Origin of the sequence: Bacillus sp. AFS012607 (genome assembly GCF_002558005.1) — a bacterium.
Classification (GTDB): Bacteria; Bacillota; Bacilli; order Bacillales; family Bacillaceae_G; genus Bacillus_A; species Bacillus_A thuringiensis_S.
In genome coordinates, this window is sequence record NZ_NTVM01000002.1 from 337,801 (window position 1) to 354,796 (window position 16,996).

Here is a 16,996-nt window from a genome sequence, read left to right on the forward strand (position 1 = left end):
CACGCTTCCACTTTTCATTATAAACTGTTTCTGCAAATGCGTGTACGAATATTCATAATAAAAAAGAAGCTAAAAGAATGAACCTTTTAGCTTCCTATCCTTCCCAAACTTGCGCTTTCACATTGTAATGAAAGTGTTTAAAATATGGATTTTCATAAAATGAAGGTCCATATAAGTAATGTTGCATATGAGCTGTTAGTGGCTGCTGCATCTGTAAAGGAACTACAGCTGGTGAAACTTGCATATACATCGGATCTATCATTATTTTTGTATAGATATGATGATTATATGGCGAATAAGCGATTAAGGATGGTTTATGCATTGATAATCTCCCCTTATACATACAAATGTTATAGTATATGCAACACTTCTCATTTCGGGGATTATTTCTGTTCTAACCAATCCTCTACATGTTTTATAAATACATCTAAACAATCAATAAACGGCGAGTGTCCGCAATCTTCTAATACCTTCAACTCTGCATTTGGCAAATGTTTCGCTAATTCCTCACCGACTACTTGCGGTACGACATAATCTCTATCACCTTGTATGACGAGTGTTGGCGCTTTAATACGATGAATTTGCTTACTTCCCCCTACAACCCCGTTATGTTCATCTGAAATATTAAATGTAATGAGCGCATAATTCACATCTACGAAATTACGTTGCGTTAACATATCATCTAAATACTTTTCATAACGGTCCGGTTCAGGTTGATTATGTGTATATATTAATAGATTCCATACTGTACGGTAATATAGTTTGTTCATATTTTTTATCGCGTCTAATACTGGAGCGATTTGTACTGGATCTTGCGCAATTTCTTCTTTCGTCTTTACTAAACTTGATACAATCGGCTGCCCATTCGTATCTTTTTTAAAGATTGGGTATCCTTTCATTCCTACTGATTCTACTAAAATTAACTTTTCTACAAAAGTTGGGTGGTTCGCTGTAAATTGCATCGCAACGCCACCGCCCATTGACCAGCCCATTAATGAGAATTTCTCTAGCTTTAACTCGTCGATAAATAATTTTATATCTTCTACAAAGTCTTGTAATGAATCTATGGACTGATTATACGTTGATTGTCCAAACCCTCTTAAATCAAGAGCGTAAATATGGTATTGATCTTGCAACTTTTCAATGACTAAATCCCAATGTTGTGACGATGTCATGTTCCCGTGAATGAGTACAAGAATATCTGTATTTCGCCTTCCAACTTCCTGATATGCAATCGTTTCTCCGTTCGATAGTGAAACAAACTCCATTGTTGCAGGCTTAATCATCACAAGTTCCCCCATTCTATTTAATAGAAAGAAAATTCTTTACTTAATTAAAGAATAGCACGTAGAATATACGTTCGCAACATAAAACCTATAAGAATTTTTTACATAAATCAACATGTCTATTACTAGACAATTATTATAAAAAAGTATATAGTTAGCTAGGTAACTAATTTGAAAGGATCAAAATACATGGACGAAAAACAACATTTTTTTCACATCGTCAGCCAGACTTCTCGAAAGTTTACGAAGAAATTTAATGAACGTGTATCTCCAACAGGGTTATTTAGTGCGCAATGGGCTGTTATTTTCCGCATTAATCAAACTGGTTCTTGTACGCAAACAGAATTATGCCAGTATTTAAATGTTGAATCACCAACGATGACTCGTACGTTAACACGTATGGAAACGATGGGATGGATTATTCGTACAGAAGGTAAAGATCGCCGCGAGAAGCTTATTTCTTTATCCGAAACAGCGATAAAGATGATTCCAGTATGGCAAGAAGAAGTTGACACTTTCGAAGAAAAAACGCTAGAAGGTATTAACGAAGATGATTTACATCAAGCATTTCAAATGTTACAACAAATTATTAAAAATTTAGATTAAATTGGAGGGATGACGATGCAAAGTGAGAAACTTTGGACGAAGGATTTCCTCGGAACTTGTTTTAGTAGTCTATTTCTCTTCTTAACATTTTACATGCTTATGACTACTCTGCCTGTCTATGTAATAGACGGCCTAAAAGGAAAACCTGAGGAAATTGGTTTAGTTGCAACTGTGTTTCTTATTTCTTCTGTTTTATGTAGACCATTCACAGGAAAATGGCTCGATGATTTAGGAAGAAAGAAAATATTATTTATTTCACTTTCATTATTTTTAGCCGCTACTGTTATGTATTTCGGTGCGCAAAGTTTATTCTTATTACTTGCCCTTCGCTTCTTACACGGTATTGGGTTCGGGATGGCAACGACAGCTACTGGTACGATTGTAACTGATGTTGCGCCAGCTCATCGACGAGGCGAAGCACTTGCATATTTCGGCGTATTTATGAGTCTGCCAATGGTAATTGGTCCTTTTTTAGGTTTAACAATTATTTCTCATTTTTCGTTTACTGTGTTATTTATCGTTTGTTCCGTATTTTCATTACTTGCATTTTTATTAGGGCTACTTGTCGATATTCCTCACGAAGCACCTGTTAGCAAACAAAAACGTGAAAAAATGAAATGGAAAGACTTAATCGAACCATCTTCTATTCCGATTGCACTTACAGGATTTGTTTTAGCCTTTTCTTATAGTGGTATTTTATCCTTTATTCCTATTTATGCGAAAGAACTCGGTTTAAGTGAAATTGCAAGTTACTTCTTTATTGTATACGCACTTGTTGTTGTCATTTCTCGTCCATTTACAGGAAAGATTTTTGATCGCTTCGGTGAAAATGTACTCGTTTACCCTGCAATCATTATTTTCACAATCGGAATGTTCATATTAAGCCAAGCACAAACTTCATTTTGGTTCCTTGGCGCAGGTATGCTAATCGGTTTAGGTTACGGGACATTAATTCCGAGTTTCCAAACGATTGCGATTTCTGCCGCTCCAAACCATAGACGTGGTTCTGCGACAGCTACGTATTTCTCATTCTTTGATAGTGGTATTGGTTTTGGTTCTTTCATTTTAGGTATTGTCGCAGCGAAATCCAGTTATCATAATATGTATTTTATCGCAGCTATTATCGTTGCGTTCACTTTACTTTTATATTACGGATTACACGGACGAAAACAAAAATTCAAGAAACAACCTACAGACGGAAAAATTTCCGCTTAACGTTAATAAGGAAAGTAAACTTCCCCGTTTACTTTCCTTATTTTGTATTTCTTTCAAGACGAGCGTATACTTATAGTAGAAATAAAAAGGAGGACCATATATGAAACTAAAAAAATCTCCCCTACTCTTACTTATACTAACATTCATATTTGTAATTACAGGGCTTGGATTTACTTACTTCAAACATAATAAAACGACCCCATCAAAACATAATGTGACAAAAGAAAACTGGTTAAATGACCCTTACTTACGTTGGTCATATACCCATATGAAAGAATTCACTTTAGTTAATAACGTAAAAAACAATCCTGACCAAATTGCTCACTTCCCTTCCGCATTGCAAAACTTAGATGATTTTGCTGTGGAGCGTAGATTCGGAAATACAACTCCTCTAAAAAAACTTTTAGACGATAACAAAACAGATGCTTTTGTCGTTGTACATAATGGACAACTTGTTTATGAACGATATTTCAATGAGTATAAACAGAATGAACCTCATGGTATGGCATCATTAGCAAAAGTCTTTACCGGGGCAATTATACAATCTCTCGCTGAAGAAAAACGTATTGACTTAGAAAAAACAGCTGACACTTACATAAAAGAATTAAAAAACACACCGTTCGGTAATGCCACACTTCAGCAATTAATGGACATGCAAGTTTCAGCTGAATATCCTACTCATGGATATGAGCAACCTGGGCTAGAAAATCAAGATGCACAATTATATTTAGCTAGCAATATTTTACCCCGCGGCAAAAATTACGACGGTCCGATGAAAATTTATGATATGTTACGGGAAGCCGAAGAAACTGCACCGCCTGGTTCTTCCTTTTCTTACAATAACGGATCAACAGAAACGCTTGCTTGGATTATTAGAACTATTACTGGTAAATCACTAGCTGAAAATGTAAGCGAACGAATTTGGTCTCAAATTGGTATGGAAGAAAACGCGTATTACGTTACAGATGAAATGAAAATAGAACAAGCAAGCGCTGGCTTAAATGCAACTGCTAGAGATATGGCGAGATTCGGGCAATTACTATTAAACAACGGGGAATATAACGGAAAACAAATTCTCCCTTCTTCTATTACAGAAAGTGTAAAAAATGTACAAGAAGGTGAACTTGAAATTAGTATTGGCGCTTCTATTTCTTATCATAATCAATGGTGGATTCCCCACAATGAACAAGGTGCTTTCGAAGTGTTAGGTAGTTACGGACAAACACTTTACATCGATCCGAAAGCAAATATGGTAATCGTTCATTTCTCTTCTAACGCAACGCCAAGTAATGAAATACATTCGGTTTATTCAAATATGTATATTGATATTGCACATCATTTAGAAAAGCTTCCACAGTAGTGGAAGCAGGAGTTTAAACCTTGCACAGTTATGACTATTCAATTGAACACTCGATCTGTTGTGCTAAAACGTCAATATAGTAAAAAAGGATCTCTCTTGATATAGAGAGATCCTTTTTTTTATTTCTTCTTCTTTTCTGTCGGTTGGCTTTGTTTAGCGAAATTAGATGAATCATCGAAATTTGGTTGCTTTTTACCTGCATTATTACTTCTACCTTTTCCCATATGTAATGCACCTCCCCTCATCCTTACTATTCCCAATAAAAAACTCCTCTTGCGTTCAGGAAAAAATTTTTATTGTCGCTTATTAATAATGTCCAACAGTTCTCGTAGTACTTCCAACACTCTCGGTTCTGCCATACCATATTGTATACTTTCAACCATAATGTTAATGGTGATCATCATGCTGAGCTTGATAAAGAACAGCTTGTGGATAAAAAACCGTACATTCCATACATGTGAAAGAAGTTTTAGTGGTATTTTGACTCATCCAAGCATATAAAGTAACTAAATACTTGCTTGGTACCTATCTGTTTGTTGCACAAAACCAACATCCCTAGTAATCTCTCGTAAGATATTTGGAGATAACAATCTTTAAAATTCTTAAGCAAATAATTGTAATTCATCAGATACAAGAATAGACATAAAAAAACGCTATCCTTTCCTATATATTTATAGAAAGAATAGGTTTTTTCATTTTAATAGTATTACTTGATAGTATTGGCATTCCTATTAAAGCTAATATACAAATAACATCAATAAACTTGTAACTATGCCAACCCAAATGCAAAGAATGAAACAATAACCCATAATGTCTTTAATTTTCAATCCCAGCACACCTAAAAGAGGTAATGCCCAGAACGGCTGAATCAAATTTGTCCATGCGTCCCCCCAACCTACCGCCATAGCGATAGTAGCCGGATCTACACCTAACTTCAATCCTGCCGGGACCTGCAGTGGTCCTTGTAAAGCCCATTGCCCCCCGCCAGATGGCGCCAATAAGTTTACCAGCCCCGCTGACCAATATGTAAATATATCAAATGTATCCTTTGACGCAATGGATGCCATCCATTCAATGATTGAGCTTCCCAAACCTGAACTACCTAAAACAGCAATAATCCCTGCATAAAATGGAAACTGTAAGATAATTGGAGAAATGGATTGCGCAGATTCTTTAAATCCTTGTGCAAAGTTACCAAGAGAACCATGTAGGAGCAAACCAAGTGACAAGAAAAACAAATTAATGATATTTAAATCTAAACTATGACCGTTCATGAATTCATAAACACAATACAACGTGCCGATTGCGCCTAATATTATTCCTAAAACTGGTGTCCATTCCAGTTTTTCCGCAGGAGTTAAACTTTTTTGAGGAGGTTTTACAAAAGAATTTGTATCAGTTTCGATTGCTTTATAGCTGATAATCCCACTTTTTGGAGCCATAAGTACAATAATAATTGGCATCGTGATGAATAGAGTGAAAAAAATAATTAAAGTAGAGTAACTAAAGATTGTTTGTGAGGTAGGAATAATTCCAATCATATCTACAAGAAAATGATCCTTTGTGGCAATTGTCAGGCCAATAGAACTGGAGAGACCTGCGCTATATAAGGCTGTCGGAGCATAAGCAGCAGCTACAAGTAATGGAAAATGTGCATTCGCATTCTTTTTTGCTACTTCCTTTGCAATGATAGCTCCCACAACTACGGCTAGCCCCCAATTGATATAGTATGCAATTGCACTGATCAAAAATGTCATCGTATAGGCCTTTTGAGGTGTATCGGCTAACTTTGCAACAGACTGCAAGGCTCTATTAATAAACGGGACAGAAGCTAACGTCATCCCTGTAACCATTAGCAATACCATTTGCATTGTAAACGTTAAATAAGTCCAAAACCCATCCCCCCAAGATTTTACGATTTTGTACGGATTTGAGGGATTCATCAACAAAGCTATAATGAAAGTAAATAAAGTGAGCAGCACTGCAATAACAAAGGCATCCGGGACATATTTCTGAGACCATCTCGAAAATATATTTGCACATCGTGTAAGCAACGATTCTTTCTTTTCTGGTTCTGAATTTGTCTCCATTAAGGAATGTTTCATAAATATTCTCCTTTCTAAATTTTAATAAGGTAAATATAAATAACATTCCACAAAAGAAAATAAAATCCTTTTGCACTTGCTGCATATTAATCAACTAGATCAATATTCAAATACCGTTCCTTTCAACCTTTCTGGGCATTACCAGCATTAGCGATAGCTGGTTTAGGTGCTCGTGACATTATGGGATTTTGTGTTGTGAACTTACTATATGCGGGTTTTATCATTTTCTTATTTATTTAAACGAAAAGCTAGTTTTATACTAGCTTTTTTACATAATAAATCACTTATTTCCCATGAAATTTATAATCTTCTCCCACTCTAACTCCGTAAGATGTAATGACTCAAATGCAAAAAAATCTTCGCACACTTTTTCAATTAGATGTGGATTTTCCCTCAAAAAATTCCACTGTAATACTTTAGGAAGAAAATGCATTTCATATTCTTTACTTCCCCGTACTACCTGATCAACTTCTCTTTCACAAATTCCTCTTATTAAATAATCATTTCTTAACTCTATTTGAATTTGCTGAAATGTTTCGCTGCATTTTTTCAATTGAAGTAAACACGTAACATACTTCCGAAAAAGTTCGCCATCATACTGAACACAGTTTATAATACGATCGACTTCATTCATAATGCACGAGCCTTTTCTTCTATTTGTAATAACCATTTCTCACGCTTTGATACTTTACTCGTTTTCACAGATTGAAACACTGACCGTTTTATATCGCGAATGCCACAAAAACGTAAAATACCTCTCTTCATCATAATCCAATCTGCTGATCGATATAACAATGCGACGTACCATAGAGGCGAGTCTAACGTATTAATAACCCATGCTTTTTTCCCTTGCAATAATCCTTTCGGCAGAGCCCCTTCATATTTATAAGCAAATCCAGCTACGAAAATACGATCGATAAATCCTTTTAAAATTGCTGGCATCCCCCACCACCATATTGGATAGATGAATAGAAGTGTATCTGCTTCTTCTACTAACGTTCTATACCGAGCTGTTTCCTCTTCATTTACTAAATCGCGTCTTTTCTTCTCTTCATTAAATACGAGGACTGGATCAAATTGTTCTTTGTATAAATCAAGTACGGTAACTGAATGATTTGTTTCCTGTAGTCCTTTTTGCACATGATTGAAAATCGCCGCGTTAAAACTTGAAGGGTTAGGATGAGCATATATAATTAGTACGTTCACTACAAAACAACTCCCTCTATACGTTAAAGTTTCTCCTTCTTTAATAACTTCTCTACAATTTGTACGTTTTTCGAACTTTGCAACAATCGATTTAATAATATAAGTAACTCTTCTTTTTTTAAATCTTTCAGTTTCTCTTTAACTGCACTCTCACCAGCACCTTGAATATCATAAACAACTGCCACCATATGTTTACAATAATTTTCATAGGGACACTCACAGTTACTTTCTGAAAAATCTTCGAGATCGATAACTACTTCATAATTCCCTGCATTTCCAGTAACGAAAGCAAACACTTTTTTATCTTGTATTTCAACATCTTCTACATGCCCATCTTCATAATATTCATATCCCTTATCTACAATGTACTTTGGGATCCATTTCGTTATATCTTTTAATAAGTAAGCGTACATAATTGTACCCCTTCCTTTAATTCCCTTTTGACTTCAAAAATCCTGCATGTTATTCTAATTACTGTTAAGTAGCAAGTCTACGTGACAAAACGACTGACACCTATTCGGCGAAGGTGTCTCTTTTCATTTGCAGCCGATATGAATTGCCTCTTTCAGGCACATTCAATTTTTGACACTACACACTCAACACCATTCCCTGTATCAGGCTGCTTTAGCAGTCTTTTACTCTACATACTCCGTTATTTTAAGAAAAAAAGAGAGCTTAGCTCCCTTTTCTCGCCTTATACAATACACCTTTTTCAGCATAGAGATATTCATCAGCTAATGTAATTTTCCCATCCAGTTTTAGTTCGTCTAATAATCTTGATAAATAAAATTGATGCAACATCTTTTTCGTGAATTTTCCTTCATGATGCGAAACGATATGTTCTTGAATATCTAACAATGATATCGGCTTATCTTGCTCTATCATATATTCATAAACTGTACTACGCAGTTTTACGTATTTTTCGAGTGTCACAGTAATGCGCAACCCCTTTCTTCTTAATATAAATTTTCGTAATCGGTTTTTTTGCAATAAAAAAACCTCTCCGATAAGAAGAAGTTACGTATATATCTTCGTCTTATCTCCCAGAACAAATATGTTCTGCTGGAATTAGCACCTGCATCGCGGTTGCTGGGTTTCATCGGGCCAGTCCCTCCACCTCTCTGGATAAGAAAATATTCACTTAATTCTTACTATACGTAATTCCACTTTAATTGTCAAACAAATATAATAAATATAACAAATTATATTTTCTTCCTTACTGTTCATACTACCCATATACGAACATGCAAGGAGGATTATGAAATGCATCAAAATGCTCGCGGATATGTACAAGATTCTTTTCAATCATTACAAGAAGCTAAAAATTGTTTAGAAGAAGCGCTCGAAACAGTTGAAAAAGATTTTAATCGCGCTCGTATTGAACAATCACTTTATGCTGTTGAACAAGCTATTCAACGTTGCGAGTACACCGTTCACATTTTAGAAAAAGATTAAAAACTTCCCATCTATTGATGGGAAGTTTTTTCAAATGGCATACTTCATAATTATTGCCGTTATGATTAAAAAATATACAGAATTAGCAATTTCTAAAATTCCTACTTTTATAATAGAAATTTTTTTGCCATACAACACAATTGCTCGAATGACACTTGGTATAAAAATAAGAGAACACCACGGATTAATCGCAAATACAATTATCGTTAATAAGATATGATATCCCCAAGATATAAGACGATACTTCGGGTTATTTTTTTCACGAATCATCGTTTTCACATAGAACGTACTACCTAAAAAGTATAAAAATGAAATAAGTGCAATGAATAAAGCTGTATGATCGATTTGCTTCATTGAAAAGTAATAACTAATTAACCCACCGATACAAAACACAATGATTGCACAAATATCATTTAATAGTGCTCTTTCATTTTTTTGACGGGCGTAATACATATTCACTATAAATAATGGAATCATTACTATTAAGAATAAAAGAATTCGCCACTCATATAATAAAGAAATCATCCCAAATAGGAACGCAATGCTGAAATAAACAATGGCAGCTTGTAAAAACTCTTTTTTTCGTCTTTGCTTTATGTACGTAAGAAATGGATACGTGGCTAAATAGATAAAAAACCACGCTAAAAACAATGGAATATGATAAATAGTAGGTTTCCCAAGTACGACACTTAATAAAAAAGGAATAACAAGCATGGCCCATGCACCATGTTGCTTCGGAATAACTAACTTCATTAACTATACACCTCACTTTTGAAAAAAGTTCTCACCTACCATTATACAAATAATTTTATATAATAACGGATGCATATTAAATCAATTTTTTGACAAAAAAATGCTCCTTACAATATGTAAGAAGCATGAAAGAGGCAAACGAATATGTAAGTCGCGACCCTACCTTATATGAGTATGCTTTTCTATGTCACGTTATGCTCATCTAATATACCGTATTTCTTTTTAAATCTTGTAAGAATCGTAATCCATGAAGTACTAAATAGTAATAAGAAAATAACATTCGAAATCGCATGGCTCAAATCAAAGTAAAAACTTGCGATATAATACGAAATGACAGTTTCCCACGTTGCTTCTCGTATAAAACCGAGAAGGCCCCAGAAATTCATAATCCAGCCAAATAAAAAGCCAACAATTACTCCGTAAAGAAGTCTTCCCCATAGCTTTTTCATAAAAAATGTATTACGAAGTAGACCTGCTATAAAACCAATCATGCCCCATGAAAACATTTGCCACGGTGTCCATGGACCTTGTCCTAAAAAAATATTGGATATGATTGCTGCTGTAGCACCAATCATAAAACCAGTTTCACTTCCAAATACAATTGCAGAAACGATAATGACAAAAGAAGTTGGTTGTACACTTGGTAAAATAGAAAATGGCACCCGGCTTACTGCTGCAATTGCCGCTAATACAGCAACGAGAACAATTTCACGTGAAACAAACGCCTTCCTTTCAAAACGGATATAGAAAGGTAACATAATAACAACTAATAAAAACAAACTACTTAACATGTAATAACCGTCCATAATAAGTGTAGTAAAGAGTAATGTGCCTATTATTACTGCAAAAATACATATTATGAATGCAACATATCGTTTGGACACGCTTCGTACACATCCTCCCACGTTAATGCATATGGTAATTCTTTTCGAATGAATCGATTAATAGATGTTGTATAAAAGAAGTTACCACTAAAAAATTCTTTCGGTGCATCATTCATAATGACTGTCCCATCAAATAACATCATACATTGATCCACGTATTTCGCTGCAAACTCAATATCATGCGTTGCCATTACAATTGTTGTACCTTCTTTTTGTAGCTTCCTAAATAGCTCTCCTACTCTTTCTTTCTTCCACGGATCTAGCCCCTTTGTCGGTTCATCCAGTAATAATAAAGTTGGCTTTGATAATAATGTCGTACATAACGCAAGTAATTGTTGCTCTCCTCCGCTACAATCGTGCGGATGGCGTTCTTTAAGCGAGTACAACCAAAACTGTTTTAGCGTATCTTCTGCTATTTCTTTTCCTTGTTCTCCGTATAATTCACGTGCACGTTCATACACCTCATCCCACACTGTATCAAATGTAAAATGATAATATGGATGCTGCGATACATACCCAATACTTTTAAATCGTTCTTTCGAATCAATTTTATGTATCACTTTCCCATTCCACTTTACTTTCCCTCTTCTCACTTTTTGCAAACCAGCTAAAAGCGTTAACAGTGTAGACTTCCCTGTCCCATTCTTTCCAACGAGCGCTACCCATTTTCCTTTTTCAATCGAAACTGATAAATCACGTAAAATAAGCGGACTATTTTTTTCGTACTGGAACGAAATATGCTCTGCGCTTAAAATTACCTCTTGCTTTTCACTTTGTGCTATTAGCTCATTTACATATGATATCGCTGAAAAATTATTCATTTTCATTTGCGCCTCTCGCACCGTAAACGGAATATCTCTCACATTCCACTCTAAAAATAGCCTTGGAATTTGCGGAATAAATGGACGGAATGTTTCTACTCCCCACATATTCGTAATAACAGTTTTAGGACTACCATCATACATAATACAGCCATTATCCATACAAACAACGCGTGTTGCAAGCGGGATAACTTCATCTAAACGATGTTCACTTAAAATAATCGTAATTCCAAGTTCTTCATTAATCCGTTTTAATAATCCTAAAAACTCTTTTGCAGCAATTGGATCTAACTGCGCTGTCGGTTCATCTAATAATAGCAATTTCGGCTGCATAACTAATACCGCAGCTAAATTGACAAGCTGCTTCTGCCCACCAGATAACGTATGAACAGATTGATGCAATAAATCTTGAAATCCTAAAAAGCTAATAAGCTCTGCTATTCTTTTTTGAATAATATGTGATGGTAACCCAATATTTTCTAAAGAAAATGCTAATTCTTGAATAACTGTATCCATTACGAGTTGATTTTCTGGATTTTGAAATACCATACCAATTTCTTGAGCAGATAACAAATCAGGTACATTTTCTAATAAAGTACCATCATAATATGTATCCCCAGTACGCTTACCAATTGGAAGTAATTCTTTTTTTAAATGTTTTAATAAAGTCGTCTTCCCGGATCCTGATCCGCCGGCAAGTGCAATAAACTCTCCTTTTTGAACAGAAAGAGAAATATGCTGTAACGCTTTTTCGTTTTCATCAGCATATACAAATGATAAATTGTTTATTTCTGCATGCGCCACCATAACCATTCCCTTCCTTCCATTATAATTGGCAAACTAATAAACATCGTAAATACGATAAACATCATCCCATCGTATTGCTGAAATAAAATAGATTCGACTTTCGGATAAATGATTAACTTTCCTCCGCCATACGTACTACATATGATAGCAATTATAAATAGAATACTTAAATAACTGAGCGTATACCAATCTCGTTTTTCCATTCTATAGCGAATATATGTCGTACGTTTCGTTACACCAAATCCACGAGCTTGCATAGAATCTGCCGTTTGCAGTGCATCTTCCAATGAACAAATTAATAATACTTGCAGCAATTGCATACCATTTTTGACGCGTTCAATTATCGAACCTGAATCTACCTGCACACCTTTCGTCTTTTGAACGAGTGTGATTTTCTTTAATCGCCTTATAAACAAAGGAACAAATCTCACTGTAATCATCGTTAACAATGCAACTTTCGGTGAAATTCTTGAAAACAAATATAAAAATTTATGACTGGAAATAATATCATTGTATGACGCAAACGTAAACATAACTGCAACTAGTAATAACCCCATTACTATTCCAAACATAATCGCCTCAAGCTTAATACGGCTATCACCTAACCAAAATAATGTCGTTCGGCCTCTATGTGTTAATAACGAATTAAATAAAATGACCATAAAAAAGAAAATAATTGTGCTTGGTAACATCTTTCTTATCTTTTCGCTATTCCCTTGCATCACATTTAAAATAACAATTAATAGTATTGCTCCAATTAAAAAAAGAGGATGAAGACACATCATACATAGTATCATCACCCCGATATAATAGAAAAAATTCACAAAAGGATGTAAAGAAGAAAAACTTATTTTCATAGCCCTTTACCGAATGCCTTTCTTATTGTAATACGTATACCCACTCAATTGTATCTCCTGGTTTTACCGTAGCTACACCAGCACTATGGTTTGGAAAAGCACCGTTCACACGATATTTCCATCCACTAGTATCCGCAATATCTTTTTCATATAAATCATTAATACCTTTTACATAAATACTATCTCTAGATCCGCTTGCATCAACATCTAATCCTGTACGTTGCAATACTTTATACACTGTATCGCCTTCTTGTACATCCATCTTTTTCGCACCCATTATATATCCGTTATTTCCTTTTACCGAGATTGTTACTTGTTTTGCTTTAGGTACTGGTGGTACTGGTGGTGGTACTGGTGGTGGCACTGGGTTTGGTGGTGGTACCGGTGTTGGTGGAGCTGGTACACTATTATTCTCTTCTGACTTTTTCTTTTGCTCCTGCTTCGGTGTTTCTTTCGGCTGATTCACAACCTTTGCTTCTTCTTTTACTTCTGGTGCTTTCGGTTGTTGTTTCTCTTCTTGTGCTTGTTGCTGCTCTGGTTGCTTATTTACAGCCGGCTGTTCTTTCGGTTGTTCCTGTTGTTTCTCTTCTTTCTTTACCTCTGGTTGTGCCTGCGGCTTTTCCTCTTTCGGCTTCTCTTCTACTTTTTGTTCTTGTTTCTCTTTCTGCTCTTCTTGCTGCTTTTGCTCTGATTCAGCTTGCTTTTCTTCTGTTTTTTCTTCCGGCTTCGCTTCATCTTTTTGTTCTTCTTGTTTCGCTACCTCTTCTTGCTTCGGTTCTACCTTCTTCTCAGGCTTTACAGCTGCCTCTTCACATCCGGCAAGTAGCCCAAGCGAAAGCAGTAAAGAAATGAACCATTTCACCTTACTCATCCTATCTCTCACCTTTCATACGAAAATTAGGAGCAAATAATTGCTCCTAATTTTTTGTTAAGCTGCTTTACGTCTCCATAATACATATGCAGAAGCAATACATAATACACCCATACCTACTTCTGTTGCTGCACTATGAGAAGATGCTCCTGTTTTTGGTAGACTGTTACCGTTTCCGATTTTTTTATTCTTAACCGGTTCGTTATCTACAACTACTTTTAGATTTTCATCTTTTGTTTCTTGTTGTACTTGGTTTTGTTCTTTCGGTTCTTCAGTAACTTCTTTTTCTACTACATTATTTTCTGGTTCAACGACCTTTTCTGGCTCTTCAATCGGTTTTGGCTTAATTACATCACCAGCGTCTACATTAGACCAATCATAAATAGATTTTCCCATTTCCTTAAATTGAAGTAATGCTAAAAGAGCCTGTTCTGTAGCCATTCCGTTACCATTTTGATCACTTGGTAACCATTTAAATTCACCATTTGAAAGTTGATATGATAATAGGTTTTGCATTGCCTTATGAAGACGATTTTGATCTACATCTTTAACAAGTGATAATCCAATAATTGCTTGCGCAGTACTATTTGAATTTTCTTGTCCATCAGCTGAAAAACCGCCATTTTGCAGCTGTTCGTTATATAAATACGCAACAGCTTTTTGTATAGCTGGTTTCACATCTGATCGCTCTTGATAAGGAGCTAATGCTGATAAAACCATACCTGTTACATCAACGCTACTAGCACTATCTTTACTACCTGAACTATTATAAGTCCATCCACCGTCTGTATGCTGATTATTTAACAGTGCTTCCACTAGAGCAACTCTGTTCCATTTTGATTCAACTGGAATCTCATACTTCTTCGTATCAAATGCAAGTAAAGCAAATGCATAACCTGTAACAGAATTCACTTTATCTGACTCATACAATTTTTGAACTAAATTATGTCCACCTACATTTTTAGGGTCTGCACTCATTGCATTCATCATAATAATTGTTCTAGCTAAATCTGTCGCTGAAAAACGATTAATGCGCTTTTCTACTTTTTCAGTTACTGACTTAACATAATTTAATTTTGCCTCAATTGGCACATTCTTTCCAGAACGAGAAAGCGCTACAGCTACCCAATCACTTTCAATTCCATCTTGTAACATCTTGTCTGATGTTTTAGAAATGGCTTCATTTAATTGTGCACTTGGAACTTGAATGTTCTCTTGCTGTGGTTGTTCTGGTTTTTTCCCATCTGGCGTTTTACCGTCTTGATCACCTTGGTTTTTCTCATCTGGCGTTTTACCGTCTTGGTCACCTTGGTTTTTCCCATCTGGTGTTTTACCGTCTTGACCTTCTGGTTTTGGTTCTTCTGTTTTGCCACCGTTAGGTTCTTCTGTTTTACACGTTCCGAACTTATCTAACGTTTCTTTCAATGTTTCCTGGCTTATATTGCTCCAGTCTGAAACAAAACGAAAGACAACAACGTCTCCAGATTTTAATTTATAACTATCTGCTCCGACTTCTGCAGACTTATCATTTACATCATACAGCCAAGCACTTGTAGCCCCGGCCATTAAACCATCGATGCCTTTTACATATGTTCCAAACGACATCGTTTCAGATTCTACCTTGTCCCCCATGACCTTTTGCAGCAAACTTAAAGCTGTTTCCCCATCTTTAATTTGCTCTTCTTTCGGACATAACATAATGCCTTTTTGTGATTCCCCAATAATTGCAAGTTTTGCTGTATTTCCTTCAGCAAACGTAATATGTACTGTATTCGCAAAAGAAACAAATACAAGTGTCACTGCCATTAACGACGTAAGCAGCCATTTTTTCAACATTGCCATCCCAAAATTTCCTCCCTTACTACCATTTACACAAAAAAAGGCCCTTCAAGGGCGTGCGATTGACACTCTCTTTTTGTAAGTGTCGAACAAAAATGTACAACACCTCCTACCCGCATCATTCGCGGCTATATTTGTATAGGAAAAATAATTTTGTTTATGAACGTATCATTGTGATAACATTCACTTTTCTTGGCACAACTTACTCCCATTTAAGTTATCATAAAACGATAAACCTATACATTCTGTAAATTTTAAATTTCTGTATTATTTTACTATTGACAAAGAATTTTGTCCATGCTTTATCGGATTTATTTTCTAAGAATAATAACTTATTAACTCTTAACTATGTAAACTCTTTTCACTAATAATGACGCCATCTTCATCCGCATAGACATATTCATTTGGATTCCATTCTACTTGTCCAAAGTGCAATGAAATATTTCGTTCTCCTTTTCCTTCTTTCACACTTCTATTTGGCATCGTTCCTAACGCTAAAATACCAATATTAATATTCTTTAGTTCACTAGAATCACGAACATACCCATTCACAATAATTCCTGCTAGCTTTCTTTCTTCCGCAATAGCTGCCAAATTATCACCGAGTAAAGCACAATTCGTAGACGCTCCGCCATCAACAACTAATACTGTTCCTTCTGGTAATGTTTGCAATCCTTCCTTCACTAGTACATTATCATCTTTCACTTTTACAGTTGCAATTTTTCCGTAGAATTGTTCTTTCTTCCCAAAAGACCGAAAAGACTGGCGACATATTTGTAATTCCTTTTCAAATTCATCACATAGATCTGTAGTTTTCCACATCTTGTTCCCTCTTTTCCTTTTTCTTTCTACATAACATATTCTTGGCTTATTATCGTTTCCCTGTCTAATATTGCAATAATTTGTATGTACGGGAAAGGATACAAAAACT

The 16,996-nt window shown here is 35.4% G+C and carries 18 protein-coding genes, 2 pseudogenes and 1 riboswitch; of the genes and pseudogenes, 5 read left to right on the forward strand and 15 right to left on the reverse strand.

The window, feature by feature from the left end; genetic code table 11:
* Nucleotides 1-94: 94 nt before the first annotated feature.
* Nucleotides 95-322, reverse strand: a complete 228-nt coding sequence (locus tag CN409_RS02085; RefSeq protein ID WP_000549500.1) for a hypothetical protein — start codon at nt 320-322, stop codon at nt 95-97.
* Between the two features lie 61 nt (nt 323-383).
* The gene (phaZ, locus tag CN409_RS02090) at nt 384-1,286 is read right to left on the reverse strand and encodes an intracellular short-chain-length polyhydroxyalkanoate depolymerase (protein ID WP_000594885.1); all 903 of its coding nucleotides are present in this window, start codon (nt 1,284-1,286) and stop codon (nt 384-386) included.
* Nucleotides 1,287-1,475: 189 nt separating this feature from the next.
* On the opposite strand from phaZ, the gene CN409_RS02095 reads away from it, so the two are divergent.
* The 3 genes from CN409_RS02095 (at nt 1,476) to CN409_RS02105 (ending at nt 4,467) form a co-directional block, all read left to right on the forward strand.
* On the forward strand, nt 1,476-1,892 hold the full coding sequence (locus CN409_RS02095; protein ID WP_000343679.1) for a MarR family winged helix-turn-helix transcriptional regulator: 417 nt from the start codon (nt 1,476-1,478) through the stop codon (nt 1,890-1,892).
* A 15-nt stretch (nt 1,893-1,907) separates the two neighbouring features.
* Nucleotides 1,908-3,107 carry an MFS transporter gene (locus CN409_RS02100; protein ID WP_001190320.1) on the forward strand — a complete coding sequence of 400 codons (1,200 nt, stop codon included), beginning with the start codon at nt 1,908-1,910 and terminating at the stop codon, nt 3,105-3,107.
* A 100-nt stretch (nt 3,108-3,207) separates the two neighbouring features.
* Nucleotides 3,208-4,467: a serine hydrolase domain-containing protein gene (locus CN409_RS02105; RefSeq protein ID WP_000768730.1), complete on the forward strand. Its 1,260-nt coding sequence runs from the start codon at nt 3,208-3,210 to the stop codon at nt 4,465-4,467.
* A gap of 441 nt (nt 4,468-4,908) precedes the next feature.
* Here CN409_RS02105 and CN409_RS32725 read toward each other — a convergent pair.
* Nucleotides 4,909-5,057, reverse strand: a pseudogene (locus tag CN409_RS32725) (IS4 family transposase); the annotation flags it as partial.
* Nucleotides 5,058-5,204: 147 nt separating this feature from the next.
* The gene (locus tag CN409_RS02115) at nt 5,205-6,572 is read right to left on the reverse strand and encodes a short-chain fatty acid transporter (protein ID WP_000682890.1); all 1,368 of its coding nucleotides are present in this window, start codon (nt 6,570-6,572) and stop codon (nt 5,205-5,207) included.
* Nucleotides 6,573-6,695: 123 nt separating this feature from the next.
* On the opposite strand from CN409_RS02115, the pseudogene CN409_RS02120 reads away from it, so the two are divergent.
* Nucleotides 6,696-6,812, forward strand: a pseudogene (locus CN409_RS02120) (TIGR00366 family protein); the annotation flags it as partial.
* Between the two features lie 40 nt (nt 6,813-6,852).
* Here CN409_RS02120 and CN409_RS02125 read toward each other — a convergent pair.
* The 4 genes from CN409_RS02125 to CN409_RS02140 form a co-directional block, all read right to left on the reverse strand.
* The gene (locus CN409_RS02125; RefSeq protein ID WP_001006475.1) at nt 6,853-7,206 is read right to left on the reverse strand and encodes a hypothetical protein; all 354 of its coding nucleotides are present in this window, start codon (nt 7,204-7,206) and stop codon (nt 6,853-6,855) included.
* Nucleotides 7,203-7,778: an NAD(P)H-dependent oxidoreductase gene (locus CN409_RS02130; protein ID WP_001101572.1), complete on the reverse strand. Its 576-nt coding sequence runs from the start codon at nt 7,776-7,778 to the stop codon at nt 7,203-7,205. Before CN409_RS02130 ends, CN409_RS02125 begins: the two co-directional genes overlap by 4 nt.
* Before the next feature lie 23 nt (nt 7,779-7,801).
* Nucleotides 7,802-8,191 carry an SWIM zinc finger family protein gene (locus tag CN409_RS02135; RefSeq protein ID WP_000271530.1) on the reverse strand — a complete coding sequence of 130 codons (390 nt, stop codon included), beginning with the start codon at nt 8,189-8,191 and terminating at the stop codon, nt 7,802-7,804.
* Between the two features lie 262 nt (nt 8,192-8,453).
* Nucleotides 8,454-8,711, reverse strand: coding sequence for a hypothetical protein (locus CN409_RS02140; RefSeq protein WP_000171476.1), 258 nt, complete (start codon nt 8,709-8,711; stop codon nt 8,454-8,456).
* 100 nt (nt 8,712-8,811) lie between these two features.
* A riboswitch (SAM riboswitch) is annotated at nt 8,812-8,910 on the reverse strand.
* Nucleotides 8,911-9,041: 131 nt separating this feature from the next.
* On the opposite strand from CN409_RS02140, the gene CN409_RS02145 reads away from it, so the two are divergent.
* Nucleotides 9,042-9,233 carry a hypothetical protein gene (locus tag CN409_RS02145; protein ID WP_000554032.1) on the forward strand — a complete coding sequence of 64 codons (192 nt, stop codon included), beginning with the start codon at nt 9,042-9,044 and terminating at the stop codon, nt 9,231-9,233.
* 30 nt (nt 9,234-9,263) lie between these two features.
* Here CN409_RS02145 and CN409_RS02150 read toward each other — a convergent pair whose 3' ends face one another.
* From CN409_RS02150 to rraA, 7 genes are all read right to left on the reverse strand, one after another.
* A complete protein-coding gene (locus tag CN409_RS02150; protein ID WP_000779995.1) occupies nt 9,264-9,986 on the reverse strand; it encodes a YwiC-like family protein in 723 nt (240 codons plus the stop codon).
* Between the two features lie 182 nt (nt 9,987-10,168).
* Nucleotides 10,169-10,870 (reverse strand): ECF transporter S component, encoded by a 702-nt coding sequence (locus tag CN409_RS02155; protein WP_000044893.1) that lies wholly within the window; start codon nt 10,868-10,870, stop codon nt 10,169-10,171.
* The gene (locus CN409_RS02160) at nt 10,843-12,504 is read right to left on the reverse strand and encodes an ABC transporter ATP-binding protein (protein ID WP_140159755.1); all 1,662 of its coding nucleotides are present in this window, start codon (nt 12,502-12,504) and stop codon (nt 10,843-10,845) included. The genes CN409_RS02155 and CN409_RS02160 overlap by 28 nt, the downstream gene beginning before the upstream one ends.
* Entirely contained in the window at nt 12,477-13,355 is an 879-nt protein-coding gene (locus tag CN409_RS02165) for an energy-coupling factor transporter transmembrane component T (RefSeq protein ID WP_041488131.1), read from the reverse strand. The genes CN409_RS02160 and CN409_RS02165 overlap by 28 nt, the downstream gene beginning before the upstream one ends.
* Before the next feature lie 22 nt (nt 13,356-13,377).
* Entirely contained in the window at nt 13,378-14,226 is an 849-nt protein-coding gene (locus CN409_RS02170) for a DUF4430 domain-containing protein (protein ID WP_000048890.1), read from the reverse strand.
* A 57-nt stretch (nt 14,227-14,283) separates the two neighbouring features.
* Nucleotides 14,284-16,068, reverse strand: a complete 1,785-nt coding sequence (locus tag CN409_RS02175; RefSeq protein WP_097826416.1) for a DUF4430 domain-containing protein — start codon at nt 16,066-16,068, stop codon at nt 14,284-14,286.
* Nucleotides 16,069-16,407: 339 nt separating this feature from the next.
* Entirely contained in the window at nt 16,408-16,887 is a 480-nt protein-coding gene (gene rraA, locus CN409_RS02180) for a ribonuclease E activity regulator RraA (RefSeq protein ID WP_000266049.1), read from the reverse strand.
* Nucleotides 16,888-16,996: the final 109 nt, after the last annotated feature.